This window comes from Phaeobacter sp. CAU 1743 (assembly GCF_039839315.1).
GTDB classification, from domain to species: Bacteria; Pseudomonadota; Alphaproteobacteria; order Rhodobacterales; family Rhodobacteraceae; genus Phycobacter; species Phycobacter gallaeciensis_A.
Map to the genome: position 1 here is coordinate 1 of NZ_JBDOQR010000011.1, position 25064 is coordinate 25064.

Here is a 25064-nt window from a genome sequence, read left to right on the forward strand (position 1 = left end):
GCTCCAAAGCGCCGCGGGCGCCCACCGAAAAAGGAGAAAATGATCGCAAAAACCGGCTGATCACCGAGACCGAAAAGTGGGGAATTTTACTTCGCCACTTTTGGGGATTTTTGAAACGGCATTTACAGCTATCGCTGCCAGCCTCCCGGGCAGGCTTTTCAAGGAAGACCTCATTCCGTGTTGGATTGGATCCTATGGTGCCCCGCGATCTCGCGGGACAGGGTCGTGATGGGTGAGAGGCCCGGGCTTGGGCGGACCCCTTTGATTCTACATAGGCTCAGGCGGCAAGCTCCGCGCCCCCTGCCCTATCGCCGTCCTCTTTGCCAACGATTTCGAGCCGCGCGTTGCGATAGCCTTCCCTGGCGATCCAGAGCTCGGCAGCCGTGACGGACTCGGCCAGATGCAGCAGCTCCGTGCAACCGCCGAAATCCAGCACGACGCGCACCTGTCCGGGCTTCGGCTCCTCAGCCACTTCGAATGTCAACGCACTTTCAGCCGAATGAGTCCGCATGATGGTGACAAGAATGACCCCGTCGGAAGAGAAGTTCCCCTCGTGCAGCGTGAACGACGCCGGCGCCGTCCAGGTCGGATAGGGTCGCGGCGGCTCCTTCTTGACGAGACGGCCGACGCCGTTCGAGCGCTCCCAGGCCGCGAGCTTCTTTGTGAACCGGGCGGGCGGTTTCGTTGTGCTATCGGTGTAGCGAATGAGCGCGCCCAGGGGCGCGGTTTCGAGAATGGTGGTTGCAGACATGATTCCTCATCCTGAATGCGTCATTTTGCATTCATCTTATTGATATTGTTGTATTTTATGTGATTGAGGGCGGGTTTCCCCGCCCTCGGATGGCGCGGATCACTCGGCAGCCATCATCGACGCATCATCACCCGGCAGGTCAGCGGTGAGGAAGGCGGGAAGATCGACATCCTCGGACTGACTGGCGTCGGAAACGGGCTCAGGCGCCCCCTGCCCTTCCGCACCGTCGAGTGCTACCAGGTCGTGACGGCGAAGAACCTCTGGCAACCAACCGCTGCCTTTCAGCAGACGCTCGGCTTCGGTCGCCATCTCGCCCTTCTTCAGGTGATCGAGGAGTTGCGCCGTCCCCTCCCCTTTCGCCTCGCGCACGGCCTCGAGGATCCGGGCCTTGGGCACACGGTTCAGGTAGGTATCGGCCGTCGGCTGCCAACCCGCCTCGACCATATCGAGTTCGACCGCCTGTGCGACCAAGTCCGACTGGGTCATCCGCTTGGTCAAACCGCTGGCGGAGATACCGGCACCATAGGGGTTCACCTTTTCATGGAGCGCGTTGATCCCGAAGCTGAGGCAATGCGCGAGCAGGGACAGCCGGCTCACCTGATCGAGGGACGCCAGGTAATCCCAGAGAGCGGCATCGTCGCCGAGCGGCAAGTCGGACTCCCACTCCACGTGGCGATCGTCCACCAGCTTGGCCACCACGCTATCCTTCAGATCGCTCGCCTGCGCGGACATGTAGACGTGACGTACCGAGGCCTCGAGGCAGCTTCCGGCCGAACTGGACGTCCGGAAGGTGTCATTGACGAGCTTCAGGAGCAGCAGCGTCAACGCGACGTCAGGGGAGCGACCGACCGCTTCGCGCAGTGCCAATGTCCGGTGCGCCGTCAACTCCATGACCAGTCGCTCAGGCAAGGGCTTCAACGCACCATCATCCTCGTCGTCGGGCACGTTGGCGCCAAGCGCCTGACCAGCAGAGGTGATCACCGTGCCATGGCCAACACCATCCACATGGCTCCCCGCTGAAAGCTCAGCGCCCTGCCCGTCTGCCGCCTGTTCACCGCTGTGGACGTCGGCATCTTCCTGAGGCTCATCCTCGGGCCGCACAAAGCCCCGATAGACAGCAAGTTCGCCATAGCGATCAAGCGTCACGAAAGCCCCTGCCCGCGCGATCTCCTCACCGTCGAAGATCAGCGGCCGAGCCTCGAGCTTCTCCATCGCGACTTCCAACGCGCCAAGACGATCGTCGATCTCTTCGGGGAATTCATCCTGGCCCTCGTATTCCTCCTCGAGCGCCCGGTACTCGGCAAGCAGCTTGGCATGGGCCGCGCCTTCGTCATCCGTCATCGGCGCCGGGTCTCCGCTCAGCCGCCGCAAACCGTGGCTGTAGCCATAGGGCAAGTCGAGAGAGACCTCGATCCACTTCCAGCCCTCGGTCGCGATCGCTTCGGCTTCAGCCTGGAGCTTTTCGCTGACCAGACGATCGAGCAGGGCAGGGTCTTCCAACCAGCCGCCGTCATCGCCCTGGAAGAGGTCATGCAACATGGTGCCGCCAGCAGCCTCGTACGCCTCGACGCCGACAAAGGCGGCACGCCGGTCAGAAGCCCGTACCGAGGTTTCCGTCAGCATCCGCCGGATCTGATAGGGCTCCTTGTTCCAGGACGACTTGATCGCCTCCCAGACCTGAACCTGGCGCTCATGATCCGGATTGATCGTGAAAGCCATAAGCTGCTCCAGCGTCATCTCGTCCTCGGCATAGAGCTCGAGCAGGGCAGGGGCCACGGCGGCGAGTTTCAGGCGCTGTTTGACCACCTGCGGCGTGACGAAGAAGGCGGCTGCGATCTCTTCATCGCCCTGACCCTTCTCCCGAAGCGCCACGAAGGCGCGGAACTGATCGAGCGGATGCAAGGCAGCGCGCTGCATGTTCTCAGCGAGCGAGTCATCTTCGGCGAGGATGGTGGAATTGGCGTCCCGCACGATGCAGGGAATGGGCGTCGTCTTGGCCAAGCGTTTCTGCTTCACCAGGAGCGACAGGGCCTGGAAGCGTCGGCCGCCAGCGGGGATTTCGAACTTGCCGGTCTCGGACCCATCATCCGCCAGAACGGGCCGGACATTCAGGCTCTGCAGCAGCCCCCGGCGGGCGATGTCTTCGGCCATTTCCTCGACCGAGATGCCGGCCTTGATGCGCCGGACGTTGGCCTGGCTCAGGACGAGCTTGTCGAAGGGAATGTCCCGGGACGGGGACAGGGTGACTTTCTGGGCAGATTTCGCCATCAGATCTTCTCCACGACGGGCGCCGGAAGCCACTCTTCCGATCTCACTTCCCGTCATCCCTTTCACAACCCCTCTCTCCCTCGACCGTAGTTGTCCGCGGACAATTAGTTGGCGGAAGCAGTAGAGCACTGTCCGATTAAATCGGCTGTGGTTGTGCCCGACAGAGACGCCTGACAAGCTGCTCTGGAACGAAATCAGCGCTGTTTCTTCCAGACGTTATCGATCGAAAATAGGCACCGACCTTTTGGACTTTGTCGTGGAATTGCATGATGGCCCAGACGGTAAGCGCTGCCCCTTCTATGCCCAAGTGTTCTTGAGCATCTTGGTAGTTTCTTGAGTCAATCCCGAGCATTGGTGCGAGAGTTCGTGCGTGTGAAACCACGTCTGACATAGTCTTCACTGGTTTGAGTGAAAATTGGGCTGCTTCAGGGCAGGCGCTAAGGATTTCGGGAACGGTAATGGGCATTGCCCTTGGATGTGAGGGTCGAGTTTTCGGTGTGTGTTGGTCTCTTTTATCAATATATTCTTTGTTTGAGTTATGATGGTGGCGGACATTTTGGCCGTCATTGCCGGACATTTTTTCCTCTCCGGCGACGACCGCTTCACAAGGTTGTTCGACTTCCATGGCCTCGACGTCTAGGCCAGCCAAGAGGCTGCAGCATTCATCCAGTGAAAGCTTTCTGCGAAGAGTGCGTATAGCGATTAACGCATGAACGTCGTCGGGTTCGGCTTGCAGGATGTCGTTTGCTGCGGCTCGTATCTTCGCTTTGAGGTAGGCGATCTGGTCGTTTTCGCGAAGGGCCTGGGCCGCAAGCTCTGCGATCTTTGGGAAGCGTTGAAACAAGGGTGTGAGGTCGAACCCGAATCGAATGGCGGTGCCTTCGGTTACATTTCGTTTGCTGAACCTTTTTCGATTTGAGCTATCACGGCGAACAAGCAGCCCGAGTTCTTGGAGAATGGCTGCGTGGCGCCTTATCGTTCGGTCGGAAATCCCATTTCGCCGGAACGCAAGTGTGGCATTCGATGCGAAGACGGTGTTGTGCTGCCTTTTCGGCGGAAGGCACGAGAGCATCGCGTCGAGCGTCGCAATGACTGATGCTTTTAGACCCATCAACGGAGCCGCCTGGCGCAGTGTGTCGATGATGATGTGACGTTCGGGGCGGCCGTTGTCCGCGGACAACAGTATCTCTGTCCGCTCTCCAACGGAGGCGGATGCTTGAGTAAATGCCATGAATTTTTCACGACAACCGGTCGGGAAAGGCCCAGATCCCCCGATTTCTTGAGAAAAGGCAACAGATCATTGTTCAACCGATTCGGTTGTTATTGACTGCTACGGAGAAGCTGGTACATCTGAGGGTGCTAAGAACAGATTGGGCTCTCCGGGGATGACCTTGGGGGGCTCTTTCTTTTCTGGCTGTTTTTCGTGCTCCTTTTTGTTGCTCTGCTCGCTTGTCTGTCAGCCGGATTGCTGGCCCGACTTCCACGCCTCATAGAGACGTTTCAACTCAACTTCCGCGTTGTCTCGCATCCATTGAGCGAACTCTGGGGTATCGACCTTGGACATTTTCACCGTCAAAGCGCGCGGGCTATCCTTGACCTCTGCAAGTGTCTTGCCGTCGCTTGAGACAACCATATGCGCTGCGGACTTAGTGGACTTTGCGGTTTTGCGAAGTCCCGCAACGGCGTCGCTGACGCGCGCAAAACGGTCGTCCGAAGTAGGGATCTGATCCAAGCCCAAATCGGAGGCTATCCGAACTAGGTCAGCATTGCTGTCCTTCGCCTTGTCTGCTAGGTCTTCCCAGCGGCGGCGTCCAACGCCATGCGCTGAGCCGATCAACTGGATCACAGTCTCTGGTATCGTGCGCGCGACCTTGGTCATTCGCGACAACATAGGCTTGTCGATGGCAAGTGCGTCGAGGATCACTGGCTGTTCGTAGCCATTGTCGCTCAGCTGCGCGGCGAACAGGGCCTTTTCAATGAAACTAGGGTCCAGTCTGTGTGAGTTTTCCTGGCCTTGGGCAAGGATCGCCTCCTCGTCCGAAAGAGTGCGGACCAAGGCTCTGGCCGATACTCCGATCGATTGCAGGGCCCGCAGTCGGCGACGACCATAAACGATCTTGTACCGACCCGGTTTGTCCGCAAGCGGACGGACCATGATCGGCACCTGCTGCCCATGTTCCTTGATGCTCGCGGCAAGAGACGCGACGTCGGCATCGGAGAATGAAAGACGGTCTTTCGGCCCGTCTTCCTCGATGAGATCGACCGGAATTTCCCGTACGGCGTTGCTGGATAGATCCTTCAGGGTCGATTTCACACCGCTCATCGCGCCGGTGTTGGGGAAACGAGGTTTAAGGTCAGCCGTTGCCACGTCCTCGGTGGTGTCCGGTGGGGGAGGGGGCTGGAAAAGGTTTCTACGCGCCATTACTCGACCGTCCTCCCCCAAGCCTGTTGAATCGTCTTTTCGAACTCGTCTGCGACGCCGTTTACGCTTTCGAGTATCCTGTCCAATGTCTTCTTGACGACCTGGCTTGGCTCTAGTTCGTAGATCGTCTGCTGCGTCATCCCGGCGTCCGAAATGGCAGTGGATTTCAGCATGGGCGTGGTGAGAACCTGGTCGAGCAAAATCGACCTTAGGAACCCAGCCATCTGCGATTGTGGAACATCGGTCGGTTCGAACCTCGCGACGAGGTACTTGAGGAACGACCAGTCGATCGGTCCTGTTGCTTCCTCCAAAGTCCTGACGGTTTCTCCCGCCATCTCAAGGAATTGCGCCATGGAGGCGACGTCCAGCATACTCGGCACCACGGTAATCAGGAGGCCGGTTGACGCGAGCAATGCCGTCATCGTCGTGAAGCCCAACTGCGGTGGGCAATCGATGATCACCAGATCGTAGTTGGCTTCGATCTCATCGAGCGCAATGGCCAACCTCTGAGTGAACGGAGGATCGACCTTGTGTTGAAGCGCGTAAGCCGTCTCGGTTTCATACTCAGACAGCAACAATCCGGCTGGCGCGAGGTCGAGATTGTGGAAGTAAGTCTTGCGCACGACTTGGCTCAGGGGAACCGGATCTTCATATTTCAGGGCGTCGTACACCGTGCCGCTTTCAGCAAACTCGATTTCTGGACGGTATCCGAACATAGTCGTTAGGCTGGCTTGGGGGTCCATGTCTACGGCTAGGACGCGATACCCTCTAAGGGCGTAGCGTTGGGCTAGATGAATTGCTGTCGTCGTCTTGCTGGACCCACCTTTGAAATTCACGATGGATATGATCTGAAGTCCATCGCCATCCCGTCGGCCTGGCAAGTAAGCTTCTCCGTTACGACCGGTCCGCGCCATCACCCTGCGGATTTGATCGATCTCTTCAGCGGAATAGAGACGCCTGCCGCGAGAGTCGGTTTCGACTTCGGGAAAATCACCTTCCTGGTGGCGCGTTCTCAAGTTCGACATGCTGATGCCAGTCAGCTCAGAGACCTCTGCAGGGTGAAACTTCCGCAGCGTCTTTCTGCTTTCAGGTTGAAAGCTGTTGCGCATATGATGGTTGAGAGCATCCGACAGACGCGCGGCGTTGGCAGAAATGGAAGCTGCAATGGATTTTGCGCTGGGGAAATCTGCCTTGCTGTTCATGCTGCCCTCGTGACCTCTTGGTGGGTCGATTGTGTTTCGTCGCTAAAGTGCGCGATTTTCGCTTTTTTGCGACTACAGCACTCATGACACGCAACTTATCGCCAGACAACAATTTTTTTGAAGGCGGAGGGCGCGAACTGAAGCTGGGCGTGCATTCTGGCGTGAGAAGGTGGTCTAAGTATCTAGTAGATCAGGATAAATCTCAGTTCGCTCTAGCGCCTTGTCGAATATGTTGTGGCTTCACTGCAGCCTACCCCTAGGTATCGCGGCAGGGTCTGCCGACGAATCGTCGCTACTGAAGGGTTAAGCGATTGGCACCGAATAGCCGATTAGACGAGCCCGAGTCGCTCGGCCCGTTCCAACAGCATCCTTACGGAAGATGGCTGCCAGCTGGTGCGACCGCGAGGGGTGCGCTCACGCATGGATTCCAGTCGGTCGCAGATTGCCTGCAAGGTGATCTCGGGGTCAGCACCTTTGATTGCGGCGACAATCGCAGGCAAGCGATCGTCGGTCTCGCGACGTCGAGCGCGCCCAAACACTTCAGCGGGCAGGAACCCGTCCCGCACATATGCTTTCACGGCGCGGAGCAGGCGGCTTTGCGTCCAGCGCCGATCATGGGGCAAGGGGCCATTGATGATCCGCAGGACGTCTTCCCAAGCCATATCGGGGCGCAAACGGCGCACATGGGGCACCCAATCCTGCGCGGTCTCGTGTAAGCGCTCCATGTAGCCGTCTTGTCGCGCCAGCCGCATCTTGCGCAGCGCAGCGGGATCCTTGGCGCGTAGCCCAGGATTGCCGCCAACGCGCCCTTTGGCGCGCGCAGAGGCAAGCCCGGCCTTTGTGCGCTCACGTATCAGCGCGCGCTCGAACTCGGCCGCGGCGCCCAGAACCTGCAATGTGAACTTGCCCTGCGGGGAAGCGGTGTCGATGGGGTCCTGCAGGGAGCGGAAGAAAGCTCCCTTGGCCTCTAGACGTTCGATCACCTCCAGCAAGTGCGACAGAGATCGCGCAAGCCGGTCGATCCGCACAACGACCAGCGTATCGCCGCTCTGGACGCGTTCGAGCACGCGTGCCAGTGTCGCGTTTAGTTCCCGATTTCAATTGAAGCAGTAAGCTGAAACTGAAGCGCTGGAATTTCACCTTAGCGCTTCACCAATGGGTCAAGAATCCTGAGCTTCACAGCCCTGCGGCTTTGGTCAGGTTCACCCGGAACCTGTCGCGCCTGCGCTGATAGCGCCGGGTCATCTCGGCCGACGCATGTCCGAGTTGCTTTTGAACATAGCGCTCATCAACCTCTGCCGACGAGGCGAGCCCGGCACGCAAGGAATGCCCCGAGAACATTGCCAACCGTTTGGCTTCCGGCAAATCGGATCTGATGCCACTCTTCATAACGGTTGCCTTGATCAGTCGCGCTATGTGCTTGTCGGAAAGGCGGGACTCGAGGGCACGCTTGCCGTCCCGCGAGGTGCGCACGAAGACCGGCCCAAAGTCGATCTTCGCAAAGTGTAGCCATTGCTCAAGCGCGTGGACGGGACAGGTCTGGCCGCTTGAGCCACGCCCGACCTCAACCTCGCGCCATCCGGTCTTGGCATTGAGGGTGAGCAGGGCGCCGCCGTCGAAGACTTCGACCCAGCCGCCGGAGTCCGGTGTATCGTCCTTATGCACATCGAGGCAGACCACCTCCGACCGGCGCAGGCCACCTGCATAGCCCAAAAGCAAGATCGCCCGGTCTCGGAGCCCGCGGAGATCGTAGGAAAGGGTGGCCACCATGGCCTGGATGTCCTCAGGCAGGATCGCTTCCTTCTGGACCGGCGGGCGCGCATGCTTGCGTTTGATCCCGGCCAGAACGGTGGCGATATGCCGGTCCTTGCGATCAAGAGTGAACCCGCGCTGTCTGTAGTTCCAGGCAAGCCCCGAGAGACGGCGCTCGATCGTGGAGACCGAAAGGGTAGGGGCCTTCCCGGTTGGTGCAGCCAGATCAGCCACATAAAGTCCAATCATCTCGGGCGCGGGGGGCAGAGGTTCCATGCCTTTCAACCGGCACCAGCGGCTGAAGTGTTTCCAGTCGGCCGCATAGGCCTTGTTCGTGTTCCCGGCTGTCGAGGCCTCGGCGTAGCCACGGGCGGTATCGATCAGCCGGTCGAGTGCGCCGGAGCCGGCCACATTGGCGGGCAGGGCGATTGAGGCTCGGTCCCGAGAGGTTCTCTTGTCGTGTTCGTCACCGTTCAACGAGTCATAGGACGCTGAGCTCGAAATCTCTGCGCCAGACGCGTCGGAATCCTCGATTTTGGTGCTGTTATTCGTAGGACTGCTCATGTTTTCGAGCATATCATTTTTACGCCCGATAATGCAAGATTATTGGACATATAACGGTTCAGCAAAGAGGGGCGGTTTCTACACTATATGGTAGCCAAAAGCGCCGCCGCAAGATAGTGTTGTGGCATGACATATGCCCGCCCAACCTTCGACAGCGACCCTGATAGCTTACCCCGGATGCCGTCCTGGGTCACCTCGGCACGCGCCGAAACCCTTGAAGATGTGGCGTTTTTGTCGGGCGCAGCACTGAGCCACCTGCATCTTGTGTTAGGATACCAGCCTGTCCACCAGCCTTTGCTGCGGGACAGGCTCGCGCTGTGCGCGGCGGAGGCTTGTGTTGCGTTTTCGGGTCGTCTGGAGCGGGCAGGGGAACTGCGTGACGTGGTTCATATGCTGCGCCCCGGCGACCTTCCCGGCCCGGCAGGCGAAACATATCTGGCGTGGCGTCTTGCCACGGAAAGGCCGGTGACCGTGAAAGCTCTGGTCCGGGCGCTGCCAGAACTTCAGGGTGATCAGATCGCGAGTTGGCTCGACGCCGGGCAGGGAGCACCGGTCAGTCGCGCGGCAATGGTGCTGGAGGCGGTACTAAACGATGCCCCCCGTGCCGAGGTACCCGCGCTCGTCCTTGCTGACGCGACCCTCGCTCAGGCGCTTGGTTGGGATCATGTCGTGCCGCTTCTGGCCGCGGGCCTGAAACGCTCCGACATGCGCAAGCGAGGCGAAGACCTACGCTCGGCTTGTCATCGTGCGCTCGTCTCATCGGCGGTCGATGCCGTGCGTCTCTCAACTGACCTCGCGCGGCGGGCAGCGCATCTCAAAGCGGTCGCGCCTAAGCTGCGTGCCAAAGGCGCGGAGGCCGCCGTCGAGATGTTCCTGGCCCAAGATGCCGTCGCGCCTGCGGCCCTCCCACTACCGGACCGGTCCGCACGGCGGCTCTGTGACCGGTTGGTCGATCTCGGCGCGGTGCGCGAGCTGACCGGCCGCGACACGTTCCGGCTCTACGGGATCTGAGCGATGGCCAAGGATCACGCCGAAACTGACTTCGATCGGGAACTGAACGATCTGCCAGCCGAATTGCGCTGGCGCGAATGGATGCGGCGGATTGAAGCCGTTCTCTTCGCCAGCGCATCGCCGGTGCCGCGCGAGGACCTGGCTCGGGTGGTAGGGCAAGGAGCTTCGGTTGAGCTTCTGATAGAGGACCTGGCCGCTGACCTTGACGGCCGATCATTCGAAGTGACGAAGGTCGCCGGCGGTTGGATGCTGAGGACGAGGCCCGCCTACGCCCCGGCGATCCGGACCGCCGCTGATATAGGTGAACAGGACCTCGATCTGCGCGAGTACGATGTCGCTGTCCTGGCCGCCATCGCCTACCACCAGCCGATCACACGGGACGGCCTGAAAGACATCTTCGGCAAAGAGATCAGCCGAGATCTGATCGGAAGATTGCATGCGCGTGGATTGATCGTCACCGGGCCACGGTCGCCGCGGCGCGGGGCACCCTATACCTATGTGACGACGGAGCAGTTCCTGGTCGCGTTCGATCTGGAGTCGCTGCAGGACCTGCCCGATCGGGAGCAGATGGAGGATGCAGGGGTCATCAATTCGCAGTCATAGCCGTTGCCAATGATGTGCGGCGGTTTGAATGAAGGCGAACGATGACCTGTTGTAAGTCCGCCGAATCAGGATGTCTGGAGCGCGTCTTTGTTCCCGGTGTGATCTGTGACGTGATCTCTGCACTCAATGACGCCACCAAGTCGGAATGCTTGGGCGCAGCCCGTGCAATGCGGGTCCAGAGATCAATTGCAGGATGCACGGAATGTTTTTGGAGGTGCGTCATTCCATCGGCCAACTGGCGGAACAATACGTAGCGGACCCGGTGCGGCAAGCGCGAAATTGACGTCGGCTGGCCATTGAACGTGAAACAAGCCGCCCCAAGCATGGCGGGCAGGGATGTCTTTCCATGCCGTCCATGTCCCGCAACATGCATTCGAAGCAAATCGTCGATGAGCCGTTCGAGACGCTGCACATCATACTCGGCGGGCAGGGTGGGTTTTCGGAGATCAGCATCACACCAGACGCAGAAATGTTGCGGCAGAAGCCGGTTCTGTCGAGCAGGCGCAATGCCGCCGCCGCAGGCAGGGCAGTGATCGCGCAAGCGGCATCCATGCCGAAAGCAGGAAACGCGCGTCGCCAGGCTCCAGCCGCGCCGGAAGAACGGTGCGCGATCCTCTTTCAGGCATGCCGGGCAATATTGCAGGCGATTGACCCGAGCGGTCGATGTGCGGGCATCTCCTGATCCTGTGATCAGCCGCACTCGCAACCGGGCCAGCGGGTCGCGGTGCAAAGCCAGGCCATCAATCTCCTCGGCGGGCAACCGGGTTCGCTCGACCAGCAAATTGAGGACCCGTCCGGGAAGATTTCGGTCAAGCTTCGCAGACCAATCTGCACCTGCGACATCCAGAACCCGCCCAAAATATTGAGGAGGAATTCCATTGGCCATGGCCAGCCGATGCAGCCAGCTCGACAGAAGCTCTCCGGGTGCCGGTGCAACAACGACGGGCCAGCCTTGCCCCACCTCATTGCCGTAGTCGCGCGCAGGTGTGACTGTGATCTCGGACGCAGACTGGGTCACATCATTTCGCGGCGCAAAGGAGCATTTCGGCGTTTTGACAGGGACGTGTAACCAAGCGAGGCGATGGTCGCTTCAGAGATGTGTTCCTCGCCGTTCCTTATCGCCGTGATAGCCGCGTTGCTCACGATATCGACGACCTCTCCGATCAAGCCCTCTGACAATTCATGGATGATCTCAGCCAGTGATGGTCGCGACAGGTCCGAGGCTCGGGCGAGAGGCATGCTGGTCTCAAGACTATCGAGGAGCGTCGCGAAATCCTCGTCATACGCCCATCTGGGAATAGGGATCGTATCGAACCGCGATCCCATTTCCTCGGTGTCGTGTACCGCGTCATAGACCGCAACCTCGCCAACCAGTACGGGCGAAATGTCGTGGACACGAGCGATACGGCGCAGGAACGAAAAGATAGCTTTCACGTCCTGTCGGCGCCCTCGAAGGGCGCTGTGAAACTCATCGAAGATGAGCAGGCGGGGTTTCAAGCTGTCCAGCAAATGATCCACCTGCTCGCCCGCGCGCGACAGGCTCCGCCAACCAGATGCCTGAGGCGCGCGCAGCCCGGCAAGAATGCTGGCATAGAAGTGAGACAGTCCGGCACCTTCTCGGGTCTGGATCATCCAGATCCTTTGACGTTCTGACTGCCGCAAATGTTCAATCGCAAAGCGTTCGACGATCATCGTCTTGCCATTGTGATAGGGGCCTGTCAGCAAGAGCCCTCTGGGACGCAAGGTTACTGGCCGATCGAGTAGCAGACGCATGGCGTTATGGGCGCGACATGCAACCGGATGGCTGATCCAACGGGCCGACCGGATATGGGCGATGCGGCACGCGTCACCGGCATCGAGAAGTGATGCGGCGGAGTCCAGGAGGCGATCCGTCATTTTACCAATCCTCCACCGGATAGACGCGGCGCGGACGTTCGGGGTCGGGCGTTTCCCGGATTGGTGTCGGGGCAGGAGTCAGGCTCTGGTAGGGTTTCGGCGCATGAGCCGCATGCCTGGCCCGAGCGACTTCCTTCAGCCTTTGCTTCTTCGATGCCGAGGCATCTACGGTCGCCGCGATTTCGCGGCGGATCGCGGTCTTCTCCTCGATCGGGCGCCGACCGGTTTCGCGCGCTCGGTTTCTCTCGGCCCTGTGCTGCCAGAGGGTGACCCCTTCAAGCAGTCCATCCCGACGCGCCACAGGGCGCCAGACTCCTGTATCGGGATCCTTGATGTAGATGTGGCTAATGTCCCGAGGATCATAACGAACATCGAGAGCATCCAATCGATCACGGCGGGCGACCAACGGGCCCAACCATGGATCGAAATAGTCGTTGGCAAACAGGCTGACACCTTGAGGTGAAATCCTGCGTGTCTTGTTCGGGAGAAAGCTGAGCAATACGTCGAAAGGGCTGTCTTCCGGGCCATCCGGCTGACGGCATTTTCGTTTCCATTCAATGGTCGGGACCGTCAGCTTGCGTTCATTCTGGCTAAGATTGTGATCGATGATCGCCAACGCGATACAGCGTTCGAGGTCTGCAAAGCTGAGCCTCGCACGGTCTTCGGACAGATATTCACCCCGATCCGCGATGGAACGCCCGGTCTTGCCAGGCAGGGAGCGTAACATCGTATTCACCTTGCCGAGAAGCCGTTCGACAACCCCGCCACGATGGACGGTCCCCTTGTTCCGGCTTTCAATTGCAATGCCGTAATCAGCACATCCCCGGATGAAACTGGTGCTTCTGAATTCCATGGCGGAATCCACGACGACCTTCTTCGGGCGGCCAAACATCGGCCAGGAATGATTGATGTCGCGCGCTGCCAGCCAGTCCTCCTTGCGGCACATCGCCTGTGCAAGACAGAGGGCGACCGACAGGCGTGAGGGCTTCTCTAGGGTCAGGCAGAAGCCAATAATCGCGCTTGTTGCAACATCGGCTGCGATAGTGAGATAGGGGCGTCCGACATAGATGCCCTGACCATCGATGACTTCCACAAACTGGATGTCAGCGGGGGTGTGGTCTATCTGGACTACATCGAGTGCGTGTTTGGCCCGAATATAGCCTGGGCGGGGTTTCAGACGCCGCAGGCTTTTCCCTCCTGAATGTCGCCGTCGTGCAATCTCCTCGGGCGTGAACAGTCGTGGGATACGCTTGGAAACGGTGACATAGGCGGGCGGATCAAGACCATCGCTGACACAACGGCTGCGGATTTCATCGACAATCGGCGCAAGGTCCGGTTGCTCGGGCTGAAGCCAGATCTCCCGAAGTGTTGCCGAAATGATTTCCTCAACAGCCGGGCTGATCCTTGCGCGCCTAGCTCCACCTGTCTTTGGCAACAGCGAAGACACCCGACGTTCGGTACGATATCGGCGCAGGTGGTTGTAGACTTGGCGCGTCGAGAGACGCAATTCGGATGCGGCCCGAGCAACTGCGGTGCGCATAGGCTCTTGCCCGTCCAGAATGCGATCCAGTTCTCGCCCGATACGCGTTGCCTTCGCCCAAGCCTCGTCAGACGCTTCGTTTTCGCGCAGCGTCATGAACCCGCCCCTCCACGGTTTCTAAACCCCATCTTCTGCCCCATGTTCTCGCTTATTGAAACGCGAGCTAAAAATTGAAATCGAAACGTAAAATACCACGTCGGATTACGCTTCATCCTGCTGGAATCCTGTAAGAACTTTTTAATGAAACGGCAAAGCAATTGCGACAATCGATGTCGCCAAAGGGTGGTGTCGCGTAGCCCTTAATTGTGAGATGAGAAATCCAACGAAATCAACAGCTGTGCTTTGCCCTTAAATATGAGATTTTGCCTTTAATTCCGATATTTTTGCTCTTAAACCTGAGACAGGGTTCACAGACATTTGCGGCAAATATCGATGGATGATGATGGCGAAGACTACGTTGCCGTTGGTGCTGAAGAAGCGCGCAGGGCCGCGGTGCTGCGTCCCCTTGTTCAGGCCTTTCTCAAAGGGACTGGCAGTCTGGAAAGTGGCATCAATGACGCCGTTTGGGAGCTTGGTGTCAGCAGGGCGACGGTCTGGCGTTGGGTAAAGCGGTTGGCGGAAGAGGGTGGGCGCACCAGCGCTCTGACGCCGCGGAAACGGGGCCGCCCGACCGGGACGATCTTGATATCCAGCAAAGTCGAAGCGGTGATCGAAGAGCACCTTCGCCGTTATTTTTTGCGCCGGGAGCGTTCGAGCCTGTCGCGCGTCGTGACAGAAATCCGCAGCGCGTGCTGGCAACAGGGCCTGCAGCCACCGACGCGGCGGACGGTTCAGCGTCGTCTGGATGCAATGAATGCCCGCAAAGTTGCGAAGGCACGAGAGGGCGCAAAGGCGGCCCGCCAGAAGTTTGCGCCGGTCACGGGTGAAAACAAGGCAAATCATCCTCTGGAAATCGTGCAAATCGACCATACGCCCGCAGACATTATTCTTGTCGACAGTTTTGAGCGCCAAGCAATTGGCCGGCCTTGGGTCACGCTGTCGATCGACATCGCAACGCGGATGGTAACCGGATACTACACTTCTCTTGAGGCTCCTTCGCGTCTGTCTGTGGCGCTTTGCCTGACACAGGCGGTTGCCCCCAAGGCGCAACTTCTGACGGAATTGGCGTGCAATATTCCTTGGCCCGCACAAGGCAAACCGCAGAGTGTCCATGTCGACAATGGCCGCGATTTCCGGTCGCGGGCCTTTCGGTCGGCCTGTGCGGAATGGGGGATCGATCTGGTCTATCGACCGCCGGGAAGTCCTCACTTCGGAGGTCACATCGAACGTTTGATCGGGACGATGATGGGGGCGGTTCACCTCCTGCCGGGCACAACGCAATCCTCGGTCACGACCAAGGGCGACTATGATGCCGAAGGCATGGCCACGATGACGTTGAGCGAATTCGATCGTTGGTTTGCTTTGGAAATCTGCCGTTACAACAACAGCATTCATTCAAGTCTTGGCTGCACGCCCGTTGCCAAATGGGAGGCGCTCTCAGAACAAATGACGGGCGATATCCCATTTGATATCGAAGCCTTTCAGGTGAGTTTCCTGCCGAGCGAACTGCGCAAGATCAGGCGTGACGGCATCCATCTGTTCCAGATACGGTACTGGTCCGATGCCCTTGCAGGCCACATCGGGCGCGGGGATGGAAAGGTGGTCGTTCGCTACGATCCTCGTGATATCTCAATGATCTGGGTCGAACTGGACGATGGCCGATTTGTTGAGGCGCGGTACAGAAATCTGGAAATTCCGCCCGTGCCACTCTGGGAATATCGCGAAGCCATGAGGAGGGCTCGGGCCCTTGGCAAGTCCGGGTCCAATGAGCTGGTTCTGGCTGAGCTGATCCGCCAGCAACGCCAGATCGAGACTGAAAGCCGGGGCCTGACGAAGGCCGAACGCCGATCCCGTGAAAGAAAAGGGACATTGGAGAGCGCCAACTCGGCCGTCTCGTCAACCGAAGGGCTGCGCGCGATCGATACGGGTGATACATCGCGCCCATTGTTCAAGGTGGAGAGATGGTGAATTGAGGGCAGGGACAACTGAAGAAGACGGCCGGATCGCCCTCATTCAATCGGATATCTGGATCGGCTTTCCACGGGCGGAACAGGTGTTGGACCGCTTGCAGGGCATGATCGAAGCGCCACGACAAACCCGTATGCCTGGGCTTCTTGTGCATGGCGCCTCCGGGATTGGAAAGACGATGATTGCCCGAAACCTGTCGCGCAAGTACGCACCAGAATACGATCCGGCATCAGGCATCACCCGCACACCGCTTCTGCTGTTGCAAGCGCCGCCCGCACCTGATGAACGGCGGTTTTACCTGCATATCCTGGCCGCCGTTGGCGCCCCGGCGACGGCACTGAGCGCCCGCGCTCAAAATGTGGCTTCCCTCGAAGTCCGTGTCATCGCGCTACTGCGTGACCTTGGCCTGCGGATGATCATGATCGACGAGGTTCACAACCTTTTGGCCGGGACCCACCGCGAACAGCGACGCTTTCTCAATGTTCTGCGGTATCTCAGCAATGAACTCGAAGTGTCGCTGGTCTGCCTCGGGGTCAGCGAGGCTGTCGATGCCATCCGTGGTGATATCCAACTTGCCAGGCGGCTGGACGAACATCACCTGCCAAACTGGCGCGATGATGCCGAGTTCTCGGATATGATCCAGACACTCATCGCGGCAATGCCCCTCAACAAAAAATCCAATCTGAAGGTCAAGTCGCTCAAGCAGATACTTGCACTGACCGGTGGGGTGACCTCGCGCATTTTCGCCCTAGTCAAGGATCTTTCCATCGAGGCCATTGTCACCGGTGAGGAATGCATCACCGATGACGCAATCGCAAAATGGACGCCGGTTTGGTCGCGCCATGCGAACGCCCATCGGCGGCTCGAGAAGACCGGCGTGTGACGCTGCGACCGCTGCCAAAGACTGTCGCACCGCTTCCAGACGAGTTGTTGTCAGGTTGGTTGTCTCGGTTGGCTGCGGCCAACTACTGTAATGACGCGGAACTGCTGGCTCATATCGAAATCGATACCACGCATGGCACCGCCTTGGACTTCAGCATCGACGCGGCTGCGGCAGAGAAGATTGCCAATGCCGCACGGGTCGCCCCAGATGTCGTGCGATCTTTGACCTTTCCGGCAATGACGCCACGAGAAGCATCGCTGACGGCCCAGATGCCATTCCAGCATTGTCTGCAATGCTCCCGAGAGGGCCTTTCGCTCAGGCATTGGAGGCGGGCCTGGGCATTCGACTGTCGGGTTTGCGGGACGAGACTTGTGCAGACCCTCGGCAAAGCCGGTGACGAACCAATATCCGACAAACTGATATACCGAGCGCGCCGCGGGGCAGGGATGCTTGAATGCGCCGCGCGATCGCAAGGCCCCAGGCAACTTCGGCGCGCAATGCGCGCAGTCACCTTTGCCATGTCACTTAAGGGCTGCCACGGGGAGCCCTTGTTCGCTCTTCAGAGCCACAGACCGGAAGTGAGGCTGTTGTGCCTTGCCGCAATCGCCGCCGCGCGATCTCATCCTTGGCTAAGGCAGCCATCGTCAGCTCCGCCATAGACGACTTTGCCAAGGTTGCTCTCTTGCGCGCCTTCGAGAAGGAGCATCGATTGCTAGCCGCGGTCGATCACATCGCGCAAAGGCACGCGAGAAGCAAAGGCCCCATGACAGCCGAATCTCGCAATTAAAGGCAAAACTCAATGCCGAAAGCGTCTCGTCTCAGATTTAAGGGAAACGCGACATCGGCCTTGCGAATATGAGGCATCCGGGTGAGCGAAGCGGCAGGCTGCTGGTGCGCGGCGATCCACGATATCGCCTGGAACAGCCAGCCATCACGGTGCCAAGGATCGTCACCCTCCGCCAACGTCAGTTGTTTGATCGCTGCAGTCGCCTGCTCGGCATTGGCAGCAGGTCCCGGCACCCCCGCACCGCTCAGGATCTTGGCGACGTGGCGATATTGGCCGAGAACTATACGTGCAACCTGTTCGGCGAGTGCGTCCTCATCATCGATGGACCACGCCCAGCCGTGGCAGAGTTCGCCATGATCTATTGGAACGAGTTTGAGAGTCATGGGCACGCCGAGCCATTGCCCGAACTTGTAGGGGAGCAACCCAGCCACGATTGACATTCATGGTCGAATGGCAATTGTCATCGCACCTTTCTCTAGGCAGTGGTGGGTAGCGGATCGGTACCCTCGCTGAGGATGGTCAGATAGGCGCGATAGCTGAAAACACGCCCCCGCTTCCTCCCAGTAATCTCCTCAAGAATTCCGAAGCGTTGGAGGTCGGCGAGGGCCGCGTTCACCGTCGGAGCCGACAGACCGGTGTACTCGACCAGTTGGTTCGCGGTCAGGAAGGGGTGCTGCTGGAACAGTTCATGGATACGCAGTGACGAACCGGCGCGATCGCTTTGCGCTGAAATGCGCTCGCGATCCTCCTTAAACAGGTCAACAATCCGCGTGGCGGCATCAAATGCCTGGTTTGCCGTATCCGCCACGCCAGCGAGGAAGAAGTCAAGCCAAGCCTCCCACTGACCATGCTCACGAACCTCCTGGAGCAGGCGATAGTAATCAGCGCGATGCGTCTTAAGAAACAAGCTCAGATAGAGGAGAGGCTTTTGCAGCACCCCATTGACGCAGAGGTACAATGTTACCAGCAACCTGCCGATGCGGCCATTGCCGTCGAGAAAAGGGTGGATGGTTTCAAACTGGACGTGCAGCAGTCCTGCCTTGATGAGAGCAGGAAGGCGGGACTGGTCGTCGTGCATGAAGCGTTCAAACGCGCCGAGGCAATTGTCCAGTTCCGTGACGGGGGGTGGAACGTACAGCGCATTACCGGGACGTGTCCCTCCGATCCAGTTCTGGGAGCGCCTAAACTCCCCGGGGTCCTTGGTGCCGCCACGTCCGCTTTGCAGCAAACGCGCATGCATCTCGCGGATTAGCCTCAGGGACAGTGGCAAGTCTTCGAGGCGCTCCAACCCGTACATCATGGCATCGACGTAGTTCGAGACCTCGCGGATGTCATCGATTGGCTGGCCCGCCTGTGCTTCGGTCTCGAAACGCAGCAGGTCTGTCAGCGTCGATTGCGTTCCTTCGATCTGTGAGGAAAGTACGGCCTCCTTGCGGACATACATATAGAGGAACAGTTCCTGGCGCGGCAGAAGCATCGTGATGCCATCCAGCCGCCCTAAGGCGCGCTCCGCGAGGCTGAGTCGGTCGAGAAGCCCCAGTACGTCGATTGTTGGGACTGGAGGCAGGGGAGGTGGTACGAAGGCGCGGACCGTCTCTCCTGCAACGGGGGTTTCGACAAAGCGGCCAAGGCGTTGGTTGGGGTCTGAATCGGTCATAGCTCACTATGATGCCCCTCTTTTATTTAAGCAATACGGGCTTCGCTTAAATAGTGGGTAGGCTAAGATAAGCGGGTTTAATTAACGTGGTGAGAGTAGGTCAGTGGCAATATGAGCGGGTTCATGGCAGCTTCCTACTGCTCTCGGTTGCAGGAATCCTTCCCGATGCCTGTGCGGAATAGCCTCTTCCAGAGAACACCATCGATCACGAGTCGCCAATCGAGACCTTTCGGCTCATTGGCCCGCATTACGGGCGTCCTACGCGATATGGCAGCTACGCGCACGACAACTCGGATGGCTGAAGAAGGCCAAAGGTCGTATCTGTTACATTCCGAGTCGGGGTTAGTTTCATCAAATCGGCGAACGGAATTCGTGGGTGCTTGTTGTCCATAAATCATCCTGCCCTTTGGTCAGGACCGCGCCCTACTCGGTCGGCTGCATGCAGCCGCCCTCCCCGAGCTGAAACGCTGCCTCTCCCTGCGACGTACCGCTGGCCGTGCCGTCTCCTCCGGAGCCAGCCCGACCAGCCGTCGCATGGTCGTGGCAACGCTTCATCTCGGCCATTCGGTAACGGTCGCTGGGGCGGGGCGGGTCGCTTCAATAGTCTCGTTTTTCCCGTGTCAGCCGGTGTTAGTCCTCGCTTTGCCGGACATGCTGTTCTGCCATCATTGACCGCAAAGGAGTTTCGACAACCGCCGGATCGCTCTGGCCAAAGCTGGCAGAGGGTCGGTGTTGGACGCGATGTAAAAAATCGCAAACTATTGGGATGCCGAAGAGGGTTGGTCCGAAATCGGGATGACCCGCGCCCGGTGCAGATGCCACGGCGGTCTGCTTGAAATCGCTCAGCCAGATGGCACCTCACTCGACCAACTTACCACGGGCAAGCGGTCGCGCCACGTTAGGCAAGGCTCGGCAAAGCGCGAACCCGTCCGGCTGCGGCTCGGGGTGAGAGGGCAGAAAGGACACCGCCCCCGGCAGTTTCATCGGCTGTTCACCTGGGTGTCCTTCGCGGCCACCGCACTTCTCCCGATGTGTTGCTCTGCATGACATGCTGGTCGCAGCTGTCGTCCCGTCCACAAAGGTTGCCGCCGATCTTTTTCCCCTGACCCTGCGGGTCATTCCGCGCGAAACAAAAAGACCGTCGCCTGCCCCTCTCCGCTGCGCTTCGCCTTCGGTGTGGCCGGGCCTTGGCCAGCTGCAAGGTGACCATCATTGCAACGCAAACAAGGAGAAGAGCAATGACCACGAACTGCATCAAATTCACCAGCGCCGACATCGAAACCGCCAAGGGCACAGGCTCCATCTCGACCCTGACCTTCGACCTCGACGTCACGGTCGAACCCGTCGCGAGCACCAACCCGATGGCCCCCACGCACCGCGTCCTCGGCCGCTCCCCGCGCGGCAAGCTGGTCGAGTGCGGCGGCATCTGGAAGAAGCAGAACAAGGAGACCGGCGCCGACTACTACACGCTGACCATCCGCGACCACGGCTTCAACGCGAACCTCGGCAAGGCCGCGAACCAGGAAGATCTGTCCCTGCAGGCTGTCATCCCTTGGGGCCCCAAAGACGCCGCCTAAGCCAACGGCCAGACCGCTCCGGCGGTCTGGTTTTTTCTTGTTCCTGGGAACGACAGCGGTTTGAGTGAACGAACGAAATATGAAGCCCCGAAGCAGCCTATTGCGGGCAACATTGCGAGCTTCATAAGTCCTACACCACCCTTGCTCAGGGCAGCATGACCCCGCGGTTCTGAACGGTCACATACATCAGCGTCCAAGAATTAAGGGAACAGTGACACCCGCATAGCTGTCCTGCACGGTTACACTGTGCTCGGCATCCCGCTCGCGGAGGCCGTGAGATCAGTCTTTGTCTTGGACGAACGGCACGTGCTCAATTGGCGCGACGGATGCTGAGTTATCGGACCTGATGAATACACTCCGCGCGAAAACTCTAAAGATCGGGATGAGACACAGCATCTACATCCCAAAACCGCCGCATTGCTTCCGGAGGAACTCTTGTCAGGTTGGTTGTCGCGGCTGTCTGCGGCTAATTTCTGTCATGCGACGCTTCCTGCTCATGTCTAAATCTGATAGCGCGCCGATCGCCGGACGTGATGCAGATCGTTCAATCATCGCGGCGAGCGCGATGTCAGGCGAAGAGCGCAAGAAGCGGTGCTACGGCCTTCTGCCAGCTGTCACGCGCTTCAAGCCGGCCGATCCAGCCCGCGATTCTGGGGAATTCGTCCAGCGAAATCCCCGCTTGGTCGCGATACATGAATGTGGTCGCCAGATAGAAGTCGGCAAGGCTGAGTGCGCCTGCAATCCAATCCTTATCGTCGAGTCCGGTTTCCAGAACGGCAAGGAACTGATCGGTGGCTTTCCGTTCCGCTTCGACCACAGTAGGATCAGGATCGCCCATGCCGAATTTCTCTTTGAGGAACAGCTCAAAGGACAACTTCTGCATCGCCGGGCCTAGGTGGATGGCTTGCCACCAGGCCCACTGATCGACGAGGGCCCGCGTCTTGAGGCCATCAGGATAGAGCCCTGCCTCGGGCCGGATCCCGGCCAGATAGGCACAGATCGCCCGGGACTCCCAGAGCACGAAATTCCCGTCCTCCAAAACAGGCACCTTTGCATTTGAATTGCGGGCAAGAAATTCCGCCGCGCGGTTGTCCCCGGCACGGATGTCGACCTCGACGATTTCGAGTTCCACGCCCAGTTCGTGCGCCACCGCCCGTACACGCAGCGCATTCGGTGAGAAGTTCGCGTTGTAAAGCCTCATGACATTTTCCAGCATTATTGTTCCTGCGGCGCCTGAAGAAGCGCCGCGCGGTTAGCGGCCAGGAAATCGGCCACCGACTGTCCGGGCTTGCCGGTGAGCGATTCGAGATCGCCGCTGGCCACATCGAGATAGCCCTGCGCGATTGCTTCGTCGAAGGAGGCAAAGACCCTCGCCATGAACTCCGGCAGTCCATTTGCGATCATCGCCTGCACCAGATCCTCGGCGGGCAGGGCGACATAGGGGATTTCCTTACCCGCAATTTCGGACAAGATCGCCGCGACCTCGGCCTGGCTGACCGTCTCCGGCCCGGTGATATCGAGGGTCTCCCTTCCCGTAGCTTTCATTAGCGCCGCGGCTGCGGCACGGGCGCAATCCGCGCGTGTCACATATCCGGTCTTGCCATCTGCTGCGGCGGAGAAATGCGTGCCCATGGCGACGCTCTGCTGGCCGCCCATCAACAGAAAGTCGGTGTACATATTGTTGCGCAGGATCGTATGATCCGCCCCACTTTCCGTGATCAGCTTCTCGGTCCCTTCGTGGTCTTGAGCGAATCCGATTGGACTTTCCGCGACTGGGCCTGCGAAGGAGGTATAGACGATGTGGTCGATACCTACCGTCTTGGCCGCAGCAATCGCATTGGAATGAGCTGCGAGCCGCTTGCCCGGCTCCAGATCGTCGGTGGAGATGATGAGGAGACGCTTGCCGCCCGCGAAGGCTGCTTCAAGAGAAGCCGGGTCGTTGAAATCGCCCTCGCGCGCCTCGACTCTTTTTCCCGCCAGATCGGCAAGCTTGTCGGGAGTGCGCGAGATCGCGATGACCGGCCCGGCACCTGCCTGAACCAGCAGGTCGACCACCTGCCGGCCAAGTTGTCCGGACGCGCCGGTCACGATGAAGGGGCCGTTCTGGATGTTGGACATGGTATCTCTCTTATCTTGATGTTTCTGCAAGCGCGCTTGCGATCAATCGTGGATTTGGGTGGGGGCGGGATTCGCCAGCTTGCCGCGCGCGAAACCCCAGCTTGTGGTCAGGATTTTGATCATCACATCGACCTCTGCCTCATCGCGTGGAGCAAAGGCCATGATCGCATTGGCCGGGATGTATCCGGCCGAGGCCATCGGGTGCTGTTCGCCCCATCCCTTCGCGATGAGTTCCTCAACCGCCGCCAGCGGCAGCATCATGTGCGACGAACCGTCATAGGCGGGATGCACATGCGCAAATTCGCGTCCGATCATGAAGGCTTCGCGCGGGCCGCAGGCATGCGGCCGCGGCAGGACTAATGCCTCGGCGCCGGGGACCGAAATACCCGATCGGCAACGCTCGACGAAGGGCAGGGCGAAGGCCTTCTGCTTGAACAATGCGTGAATCTCGGCCGAGGAGTTCTGCGACACTTGCTCATGCGGGGCGCACTCGGTGGTTTCGGGGCGCGGACCCTGCCGCAAGGGAAGTTCGAAGCACATATCTGGTCCTATCCAAATCTGAACGCGCTTTCGACCGCGCCCAATACGTGATCCTCGAGGGTCTTTTCCCCCCGATCCGCAAGCGCGGCGCCGGCCACGACGTGCAATGGAATTAGATGTTCCTCGCGCGGATTGGCGTCGCGTGCGCCGGGTGCCCGATCCCAAGCAGCCAGCATGGCGCGGCGCGCCCCGGGGTCTTCATGGGTCACCGCACCCGTGAGCCATCGGTCGAAGTCGCCGCCGTTCACCGGGCCATCGGGTCCGCCCCTCATCGCCCGCATCATCTTGCCCATGTTGTGATAGGTGTTGCCGGACCCGATGATCAGAACACCTTCGTCTCGCAAGGGCGCCAACGCGCGACCAGCAGCAAGATGCGCCTCAGCGTCGAGATCGTCGCGCAGGCTCAGTTGGACGGTAGGTATGTCGGCCTCAGGCAAAGCCACCTTTAGCGGAACAAACACCCCATGATCGAAGCCACGCGTAGCGTCGGCCCGGGTTTCAAAACCCGCGCCATTCAATAGCTCGCTTGCACGGGCCGCCAGCGTAGGATCGCCTAGCGCGGGCCAGGTCAGCTGATAAGTATGGGGGGGAAACCCCTGATAGTCGAACAGCAGCGGCGGCGCGGAGTTGGTCTGCACGGTAAACACCCGTTCCTCCCAATGGCCTGAGATCACGAGAAGCGCCTTGGGCTTTGCCGGCAGGCTCGCAGGCAAAGCCTCAAGGAATCTGCGGTGCCTGTCCCAGGTGTCAGGCGGGTTCCAGTCCATGAAGAAGCAAGGGCCGCCTCCATGGGGAACAAACACTGTCGGCTGCCTTTCGGTCATTCTGTCGTCCTTTTGAACCCCAAGCCCGAGGGTGGATGGCCAGCGCCGTGGCAACTCCGCATCGGATTAATTCGTCTCTGTCGGAAACGTCGGCGCATATGCCGACTTTACCGCACGCACGCGATTGGCTGTCATCCACGAGGCGATCAGGAGCACCCAGGTCGCAAGAGCCGGTGGCCAGCCTGGATCGCCCGCGCCCACATGCGCCCCGAACGCCAACACCAGATGCCAGAACATCGCCGCGTAAGCCCAGTCCGCCAGCATCGCCGAAGGGCGCCAGAGAATCACCACCGCGCCGACAATCTTCAAAATCGCGAGCGGCCAGATGATGTATGTGGGATAGCTCAACACCTCGCGATACATGCCCGCGACCATATCGTGGGATGAGATGTAGAAAGTCGCCGCACCCAGATAGACCAGCGCCACAAGGCCGGTCGCGATCCAGTAGACATACTTTGCCACGTTGTCACTCATCACCGCACTCCCTGTTTGCAAGGGCTTGTTCAGCCGCAGTTTCCGCTCTAAGTACCTTTAGGTGTCTTGCATCGTTCGTGAAAGTAGGCACTTAAAAGTAACTAGATTACTTTAACCGCGAGGATAAT

23 protein-coding genes and 1 pseudogene are annotated in these 25064 nt (G+C 59.4%); 7 read left to right on the top strand and 17 right to left on the bottom strand.

The genetic code is table 11. The annotated features are described in order from the left end of the window. On the top strand, positions 1-236 hold a 236-nt coding region (locus AAFO90_RS06335; protein ID WP_347508881.1), incomplete at its 5' end, for a hypothetical protein. Positions 237-277: 41 nt separating this feature from the next. On the opposite strand, the gene AAFO90_RS06340 is transcribed toward AAFO90_RS06335, so the two are convergent. The 7 genes and pseudogenes from AAFO90_RS06340 to AAFO90_RS06370 form a co-directional block, all read right to left on the bottom strand. Then, a complete protein-coding gene (locus tag AAFO90_RS06340; protein WP_347508883.1) occupies positions 278-751 on the bottom strand; it encodes a hypothetical protein in 474 nt (157 codons plus the stop codon). A 99-nt stretch (positions 752-850) separates the two neighbouring features. After that, positions 851-3019, bottom strand: a complete 2169-nt coding sequence (locus AAFO90_RS06345; protein ID WP_347508890.1) for a ParB N-terminal domain-containing protein — start codon at positions 3017-3019, stop codon at positions 851-853. 136 nt (positions 3020-3155) lie between these two features. Continuing rightward, positions 3156-4250, bottom strand: coding sequence for a plasmid replication protein RepC (gene repC / locus AAFO90_RS06350; protein ID WP_347508884.1), 1095 nt, complete (start codon positions 4248-4250; stop codon positions 3156-3158). A gap of 225 nt (positions 4251-4475) precedes the next feature. Continuing rightward, positions 4476-5441: a plasmid partitioning protein RepB gene (gene repB / locus AAFO90_RS06355; protein WP_347508885.1), complete on the bottom strand. Its 966-nt coding sequence runs from the start codon at positions 5439-5441 to the stop codon at positions 4476-4478. Next, complete coding sequence (repA, locus tag AAFO90_RS06360; RefSeq protein WP_347508886.1) at positions 5441-6643, bottom strand: plasmid partitioning protein RepA; 1203 nt, start codon at positions 6641-6643, stop codon at positions 5441-5443. The genes repB and repA overlap by 1 nt, the downstream gene beginning before the upstream one ends. A gap of 329 nt (positions 6644-6972) precedes the next feature. Then, positions 6973-7719 (bottom strand): annotated as a pseudogene (locus tag AAFO90_RS06365) (recombinase family protein); the annotation flags it as partial. A gap of 100 nt (positions 7720-7819) precedes the next feature. Continuing rightward, complete coding sequence (locus AAFO90_RS06370; protein WP_284482182.1) at positions 7820-8959, bottom strand: tyrosine-type recombinase/integrase; 1140 nt, start codon at positions 8957-8959, stop codon at positions 7820-7822. A 126-nt stretch (positions 8960-9085) separates the two neighbouring features. Between AAFO90_RS06370 and AAFO90_RS06375 the strand changes: the two genes are divergently transcribed. Then, on the top strand, positions 9086-9970 hold the full coding sequence (locus AAFO90_RS06375; RefSeq protein WP_284482183.1) for a DUF1403 family protein: 885 nt from the start codon (positions 9086-9088) through the stop codon (positions 9968-9970). A gap of 3 nt (positions 9971-9973) precedes the next feature. Then, the gene (locus AAFO90_RS06380; RefSeq protein ID WP_284482184.1) at positions 9974-10573 is read left to right on the top strand and encodes an SMC-Scp complex subunit ScpB; all 600 of its coding nucleotides are present in this window, start codon (positions 9974-9976) and stop codon (positions 10571-10573) included. Here AAFO90_RS06380 and AAFO90_RS06385 read toward each other — a convergent pair. Genes AAFO90_RS06385 through AAFO90_RS06395 form a run of 3 tightly spaced genes read right to left on the bottom strand, consistent with a single transcriptional unit; the run spans position 10557 to position 14105 of the window. Further along, on the bottom strand, positions 10557-11591 hold the full coding sequence (locus tag AAFO90_RS06385; protein WP_228866803.1) for a TniQ family protein: 1035 nt from the start codon (positions 11589-11591) through the stop codon (positions 10557-10559). The genes AAFO90_RS06380 and AAFO90_RS06385 overlap by 17 nt on opposite strands. Beyond that, entirely contained in the window at positions 11588-12469 is an 882-nt protein-coding gene (locus AAFO90_RS06390; RefSeq protein ID WP_228866802.1) for a TniB family NTP-binding protein, read from the bottom strand. Before AAFO90_RS06390 ends, AAFO90_RS06385 begins: the two co-directional genes overlap by 4 nt. 1 nt (position 12470) lies before the next feature. Further along, complete coding sequence (locus AAFO90_RS06395) at positions 12471-14105, bottom strand: Mu transposase C-terminal domain-containing protein (RefSeq protein ID WP_228866801.1); 1635 nt, start codon at positions 14103-14105, stop codon at positions 12471-12473. A gap of 336 nt (positions 14106-14441) precedes the next feature. Here AAFO90_RS06395 and AAFO90_RS06400 point away from each other — a divergent pair, with 336 nt between their 5' ends. Genes AAFO90_RS06400 through AAFO90_RS06410 form a run of 3 tightly spaced genes read left to right on the top strand, consistent with a single transcriptional unit; the run spans position 14442 to position 17618 of the window. Beyond that, a complete protein-coding gene (locus AAFO90_RS06400) occupies positions 14442-16076 on the top strand; it encodes a Mu transposase C-terminal domain-containing protein (protein ID WP_152467153.1) in 1635 nt (544 codons plus the stop codon). Position 16077: 1 nt separating this feature from the next. Further along, positions 16078-16959, top strand: coding sequence for a TniB family NTP-binding protein (locus tag AAFO90_RS06405; protein WP_152467199.1), 882 nt, complete (start codon positions 16078-16080; stop codon positions 16957-16959). Beyond that, positions 16896-17618, top strand: coding sequence for a TniQ family protein (locus AAFO90_RS06410; protein ID WP_238368764.1), 723 nt, complete (start codon positions 16896-16898; stop codon positions 17616-17618). Before AAFO90_RS06405 ends, AAFO90_RS06410 begins: the two co-directional genes overlap by 64 nt. Positions 17619-17742: 124 nt before the next feature. On the opposite strand, the gene AAFO90_RS06415 is transcribed toward AAFO90_RS06410, so the two are convergent. Both AAFO90_RS06415 and AAFO90_RS06420 read right to left on the bottom strand, forming a co-directional pair. Next, complete coding sequence (locus AAFO90_RS06415) at positions 17743-18177, bottom strand: hypothetical protein (RefSeq protein ID WP_254702672.1); 435 nt, start codon at positions 18175-18177, stop codon at positions 17743-17745. A 44-nt stretch (positions 18178-18221) separates the two neighbouring features. Beyond that, positions 18222-19403: a Fic family protein gene (locus AAFO90_RS06420; RefSeq protein WP_152467152.1), complete on the bottom strand. Its 1182-nt coding sequence runs from the start codon at positions 19401-19403 to the stop codon at positions 18222-18224. Positions 19404-20641: 1238 nt separating this feature from the next. On the opposite strand from AAFO90_RS06420, the gene AAFO90_RS06425 reads away from it, so the two are divergent. After that, positions 20642-20980 (top strand): DUF736 family protein, encoded by a 339-nt coding sequence (locus AAFO90_RS06425; RefSeq protein WP_347508887.1) that lies wholly within the window; start codon positions 20642-20644, stop codon positions 20978-20980. A gap of 568 nt (positions 20981-21548) precedes the next feature. Here the strand turns inward: AAFO90_RS06425 and AAFO90_RS06430 are convergent. The 5 genes from AAFO90_RS06430 to AAFO90_RS06450 all read right to left on the bottom strand — a co-directional run bounded on the left by AAFO90_RS06430 (position 21549) and on the right by AAFO90_RS06450 (position 24936). Next, a complete protein-coding gene (locus tag AAFO90_RS06430; RefSeq protein WP_051372683.1) occupies positions 21549-22196 on the bottom strand; it encodes a glutathione S-transferase family protein in 648 nt (215 codons plus the stop codon). Beyond that, positions 22196-23098 carry an SDR family oxidoreductase gene (locus AAFO90_RS06435; protein WP_152467180.1) on the bottom strand — a complete coding sequence of 301 codons (903 nt, stop codon included), beginning with the start codon at positions 23096-23098 and terminating at the stop codon, positions 22196-22198. The genes AAFO90_RS06430 and AAFO90_RS06435 overlap by 1 nt, the downstream gene beginning before the upstream one ends. Positions 23099-23140: 42 nt before the next feature. After that, complete coding sequence (locus AAFO90_RS06440) at positions 23141-23638, bottom strand: luciferase family protein (protein ID WP_036051542.1); 498 nt, start codon at positions 23636-23638, stop codon at positions 23141-23143. Positions 23639-23646: 8 nt separating this feature from the next. Continuing rightward, positions 23647-24462 carry a class III extradiol ring-cleavage dioxygenase gene (locus tag AAFO90_RS06445; protein ID WP_136340168.1) on the bottom strand — a complete coding sequence of 272 codons (816 nt, stop codon included), beginning with the start codon at positions 24460-24462 and terminating at the stop codon, positions 23647-23649. A gap of 66 nt (positions 24463-24528) precedes the next feature. Next, on the bottom strand, positions 24529-24936 hold the full coding sequence (locus tag AAFO90_RS06450) for a DoxX family protein (RefSeq protein ID WP_043753122.1): 408 nt from the start codon (positions 24934-24936) through the stop codon (positions 24529-24531). Positions 24937-25064 lie beyond the last annotated feature (128 nt).

Excerpts from the sequence above, each read along its gene's own strand:
- AAFO90_RS06380 (WP_284482184.1), top strand. The coding sequence starts at position 9,974 with ATGGCCAAGGATCACGCCGAAACTGACTTCGATCGGGAACTGAACGAT.
- repB (WP_347508885.1), bottom strand. The coding sequence starts at position 5,441 with ATGGCGCGTAGAAACCTTTTCCAGCCCCCTCCCCCACCGGACACCACC.
- repA (WP_347508886.1), bottom strand. The coding sequence starts at position 6,643 with ATGAACAGCAAGGCAGATTTCCCCAGCGCAAAATCCATTGCAGCTTCC.
- AAFO90_RS06430 (WP_051372683.1), bottom strand. The coding sequence starts at position 22,196 with ATGCTGGAAAATGTCATGAGGCTTTACAACGCGAACTTCTCACCGAAT.
- AAFO90_RS06375 (WP_284482183.1), top strand. The coding sequence starts at position 9,086 with ATGACATATGCCCGCCCAACCTTCGACAGCGACCCTGATAGCTTACCC.
- AAFO90_RS06345 (WP_347508890.1), bottom strand. The coding sequence starts at position 3,019 with ATGGCGAAATCTGCCCAGAAAGTCACCCTGTCCCCGTCCCGGGACATT.
- AAFO90_RS06400 (WP_152467153.1), top strand. The coding sequence starts at position 14,442 with ATGGATGATGATGGCGAAGACTACGTTGCCGTTGGTGCTGAAGAAGCG.
- repC (WP_347508884.1), bottom strand. The coding sequence starts at position 4,250 with ATGGCATTTACTCAAGCATCCGCCTCCGTTGGAGAGCGGACAGAGATA.
- AAFO90_RS06435 (WP_152467180.1), bottom strand. The coding sequence starts at position 23,098 with ATGTCCAACATCCAGAACGGCCCCTTCATCGTGACCGGCGCGTCCGGA.
- AAFO90_RS06450 (WP_043753122.1), bottom strand. The coding sequence starts at position 24,936 with ATGAGTGACAACGTGGCAAAGTATGTCTACTGGATCGCGACCGGCCTT.
- AAFO90_RS06410 (WP_238368764.1), top strand. The coding sequence starts at position 16,896 with ATGGACGCCGGTTTGGTCGCGCCATGCGAACGCCCATCGGCGGCTCGA.
- AAFO90_RS06420 (WP_152467152.1), bottom strand. The coding sequence starts at position 19,403 with ATGACCGATTCAGACCCCAACCAACGCCTTGGCCGCTTTGTCGAAACC.
- AAFO90_RS06425 (WP_347508887.1), top strand. The coding sequence starts at position 20,642 with ATGACCACGAACTGCATCAAATTCACCAGCGCCGACATCGAAACCGCC.
- AAFO90_RS06445 (WP_136340168.1), bottom strand. The coding sequence starts at position 24,462 with ATGACCGAAAGGCAGCCGACAGTGTTTGTTCCCCATGGAGGCGGCCCT.
- AAFO90_RS06370 (WP_284482182.1), bottom strand. The coding sequence starts at position 8,959 with ATGAGCAGTCCTACGAATAACAGCACCAAAATCGAGGATTCCGACGCG.
- AAFO90_RS06440 (WP_036051542.1), bottom strand. The coding sequence starts at position 23,638 with ATGTGCTTCGAACTTCCCTTGCGGCAGGGTCCGCGCCCCGAAACCACC.
- AAFO90_RS06395 (WP_228866801.1), bottom strand. The coding sequence starts at position 14,105 with ATGACGCTGCGCGAAAACGAAGCGTCTGACGAGGCTTGGGCGAAGGCA.
- AAFO90_RS06390 (WP_228866802.1), bottom strand. The coding sequence starts at position 12,469 with ATGACGGATCGCCTCCTGGACTCCGCCGCATCACTTCTCGATGCCGGT.
- AAFO90_RS06340 (WP_347508883.1), bottom strand. The coding sequence starts at position 751 with ATGTCTGCAACCACCATTCTCGAAACCGCGCCCCTGGGCGCGCTCATT.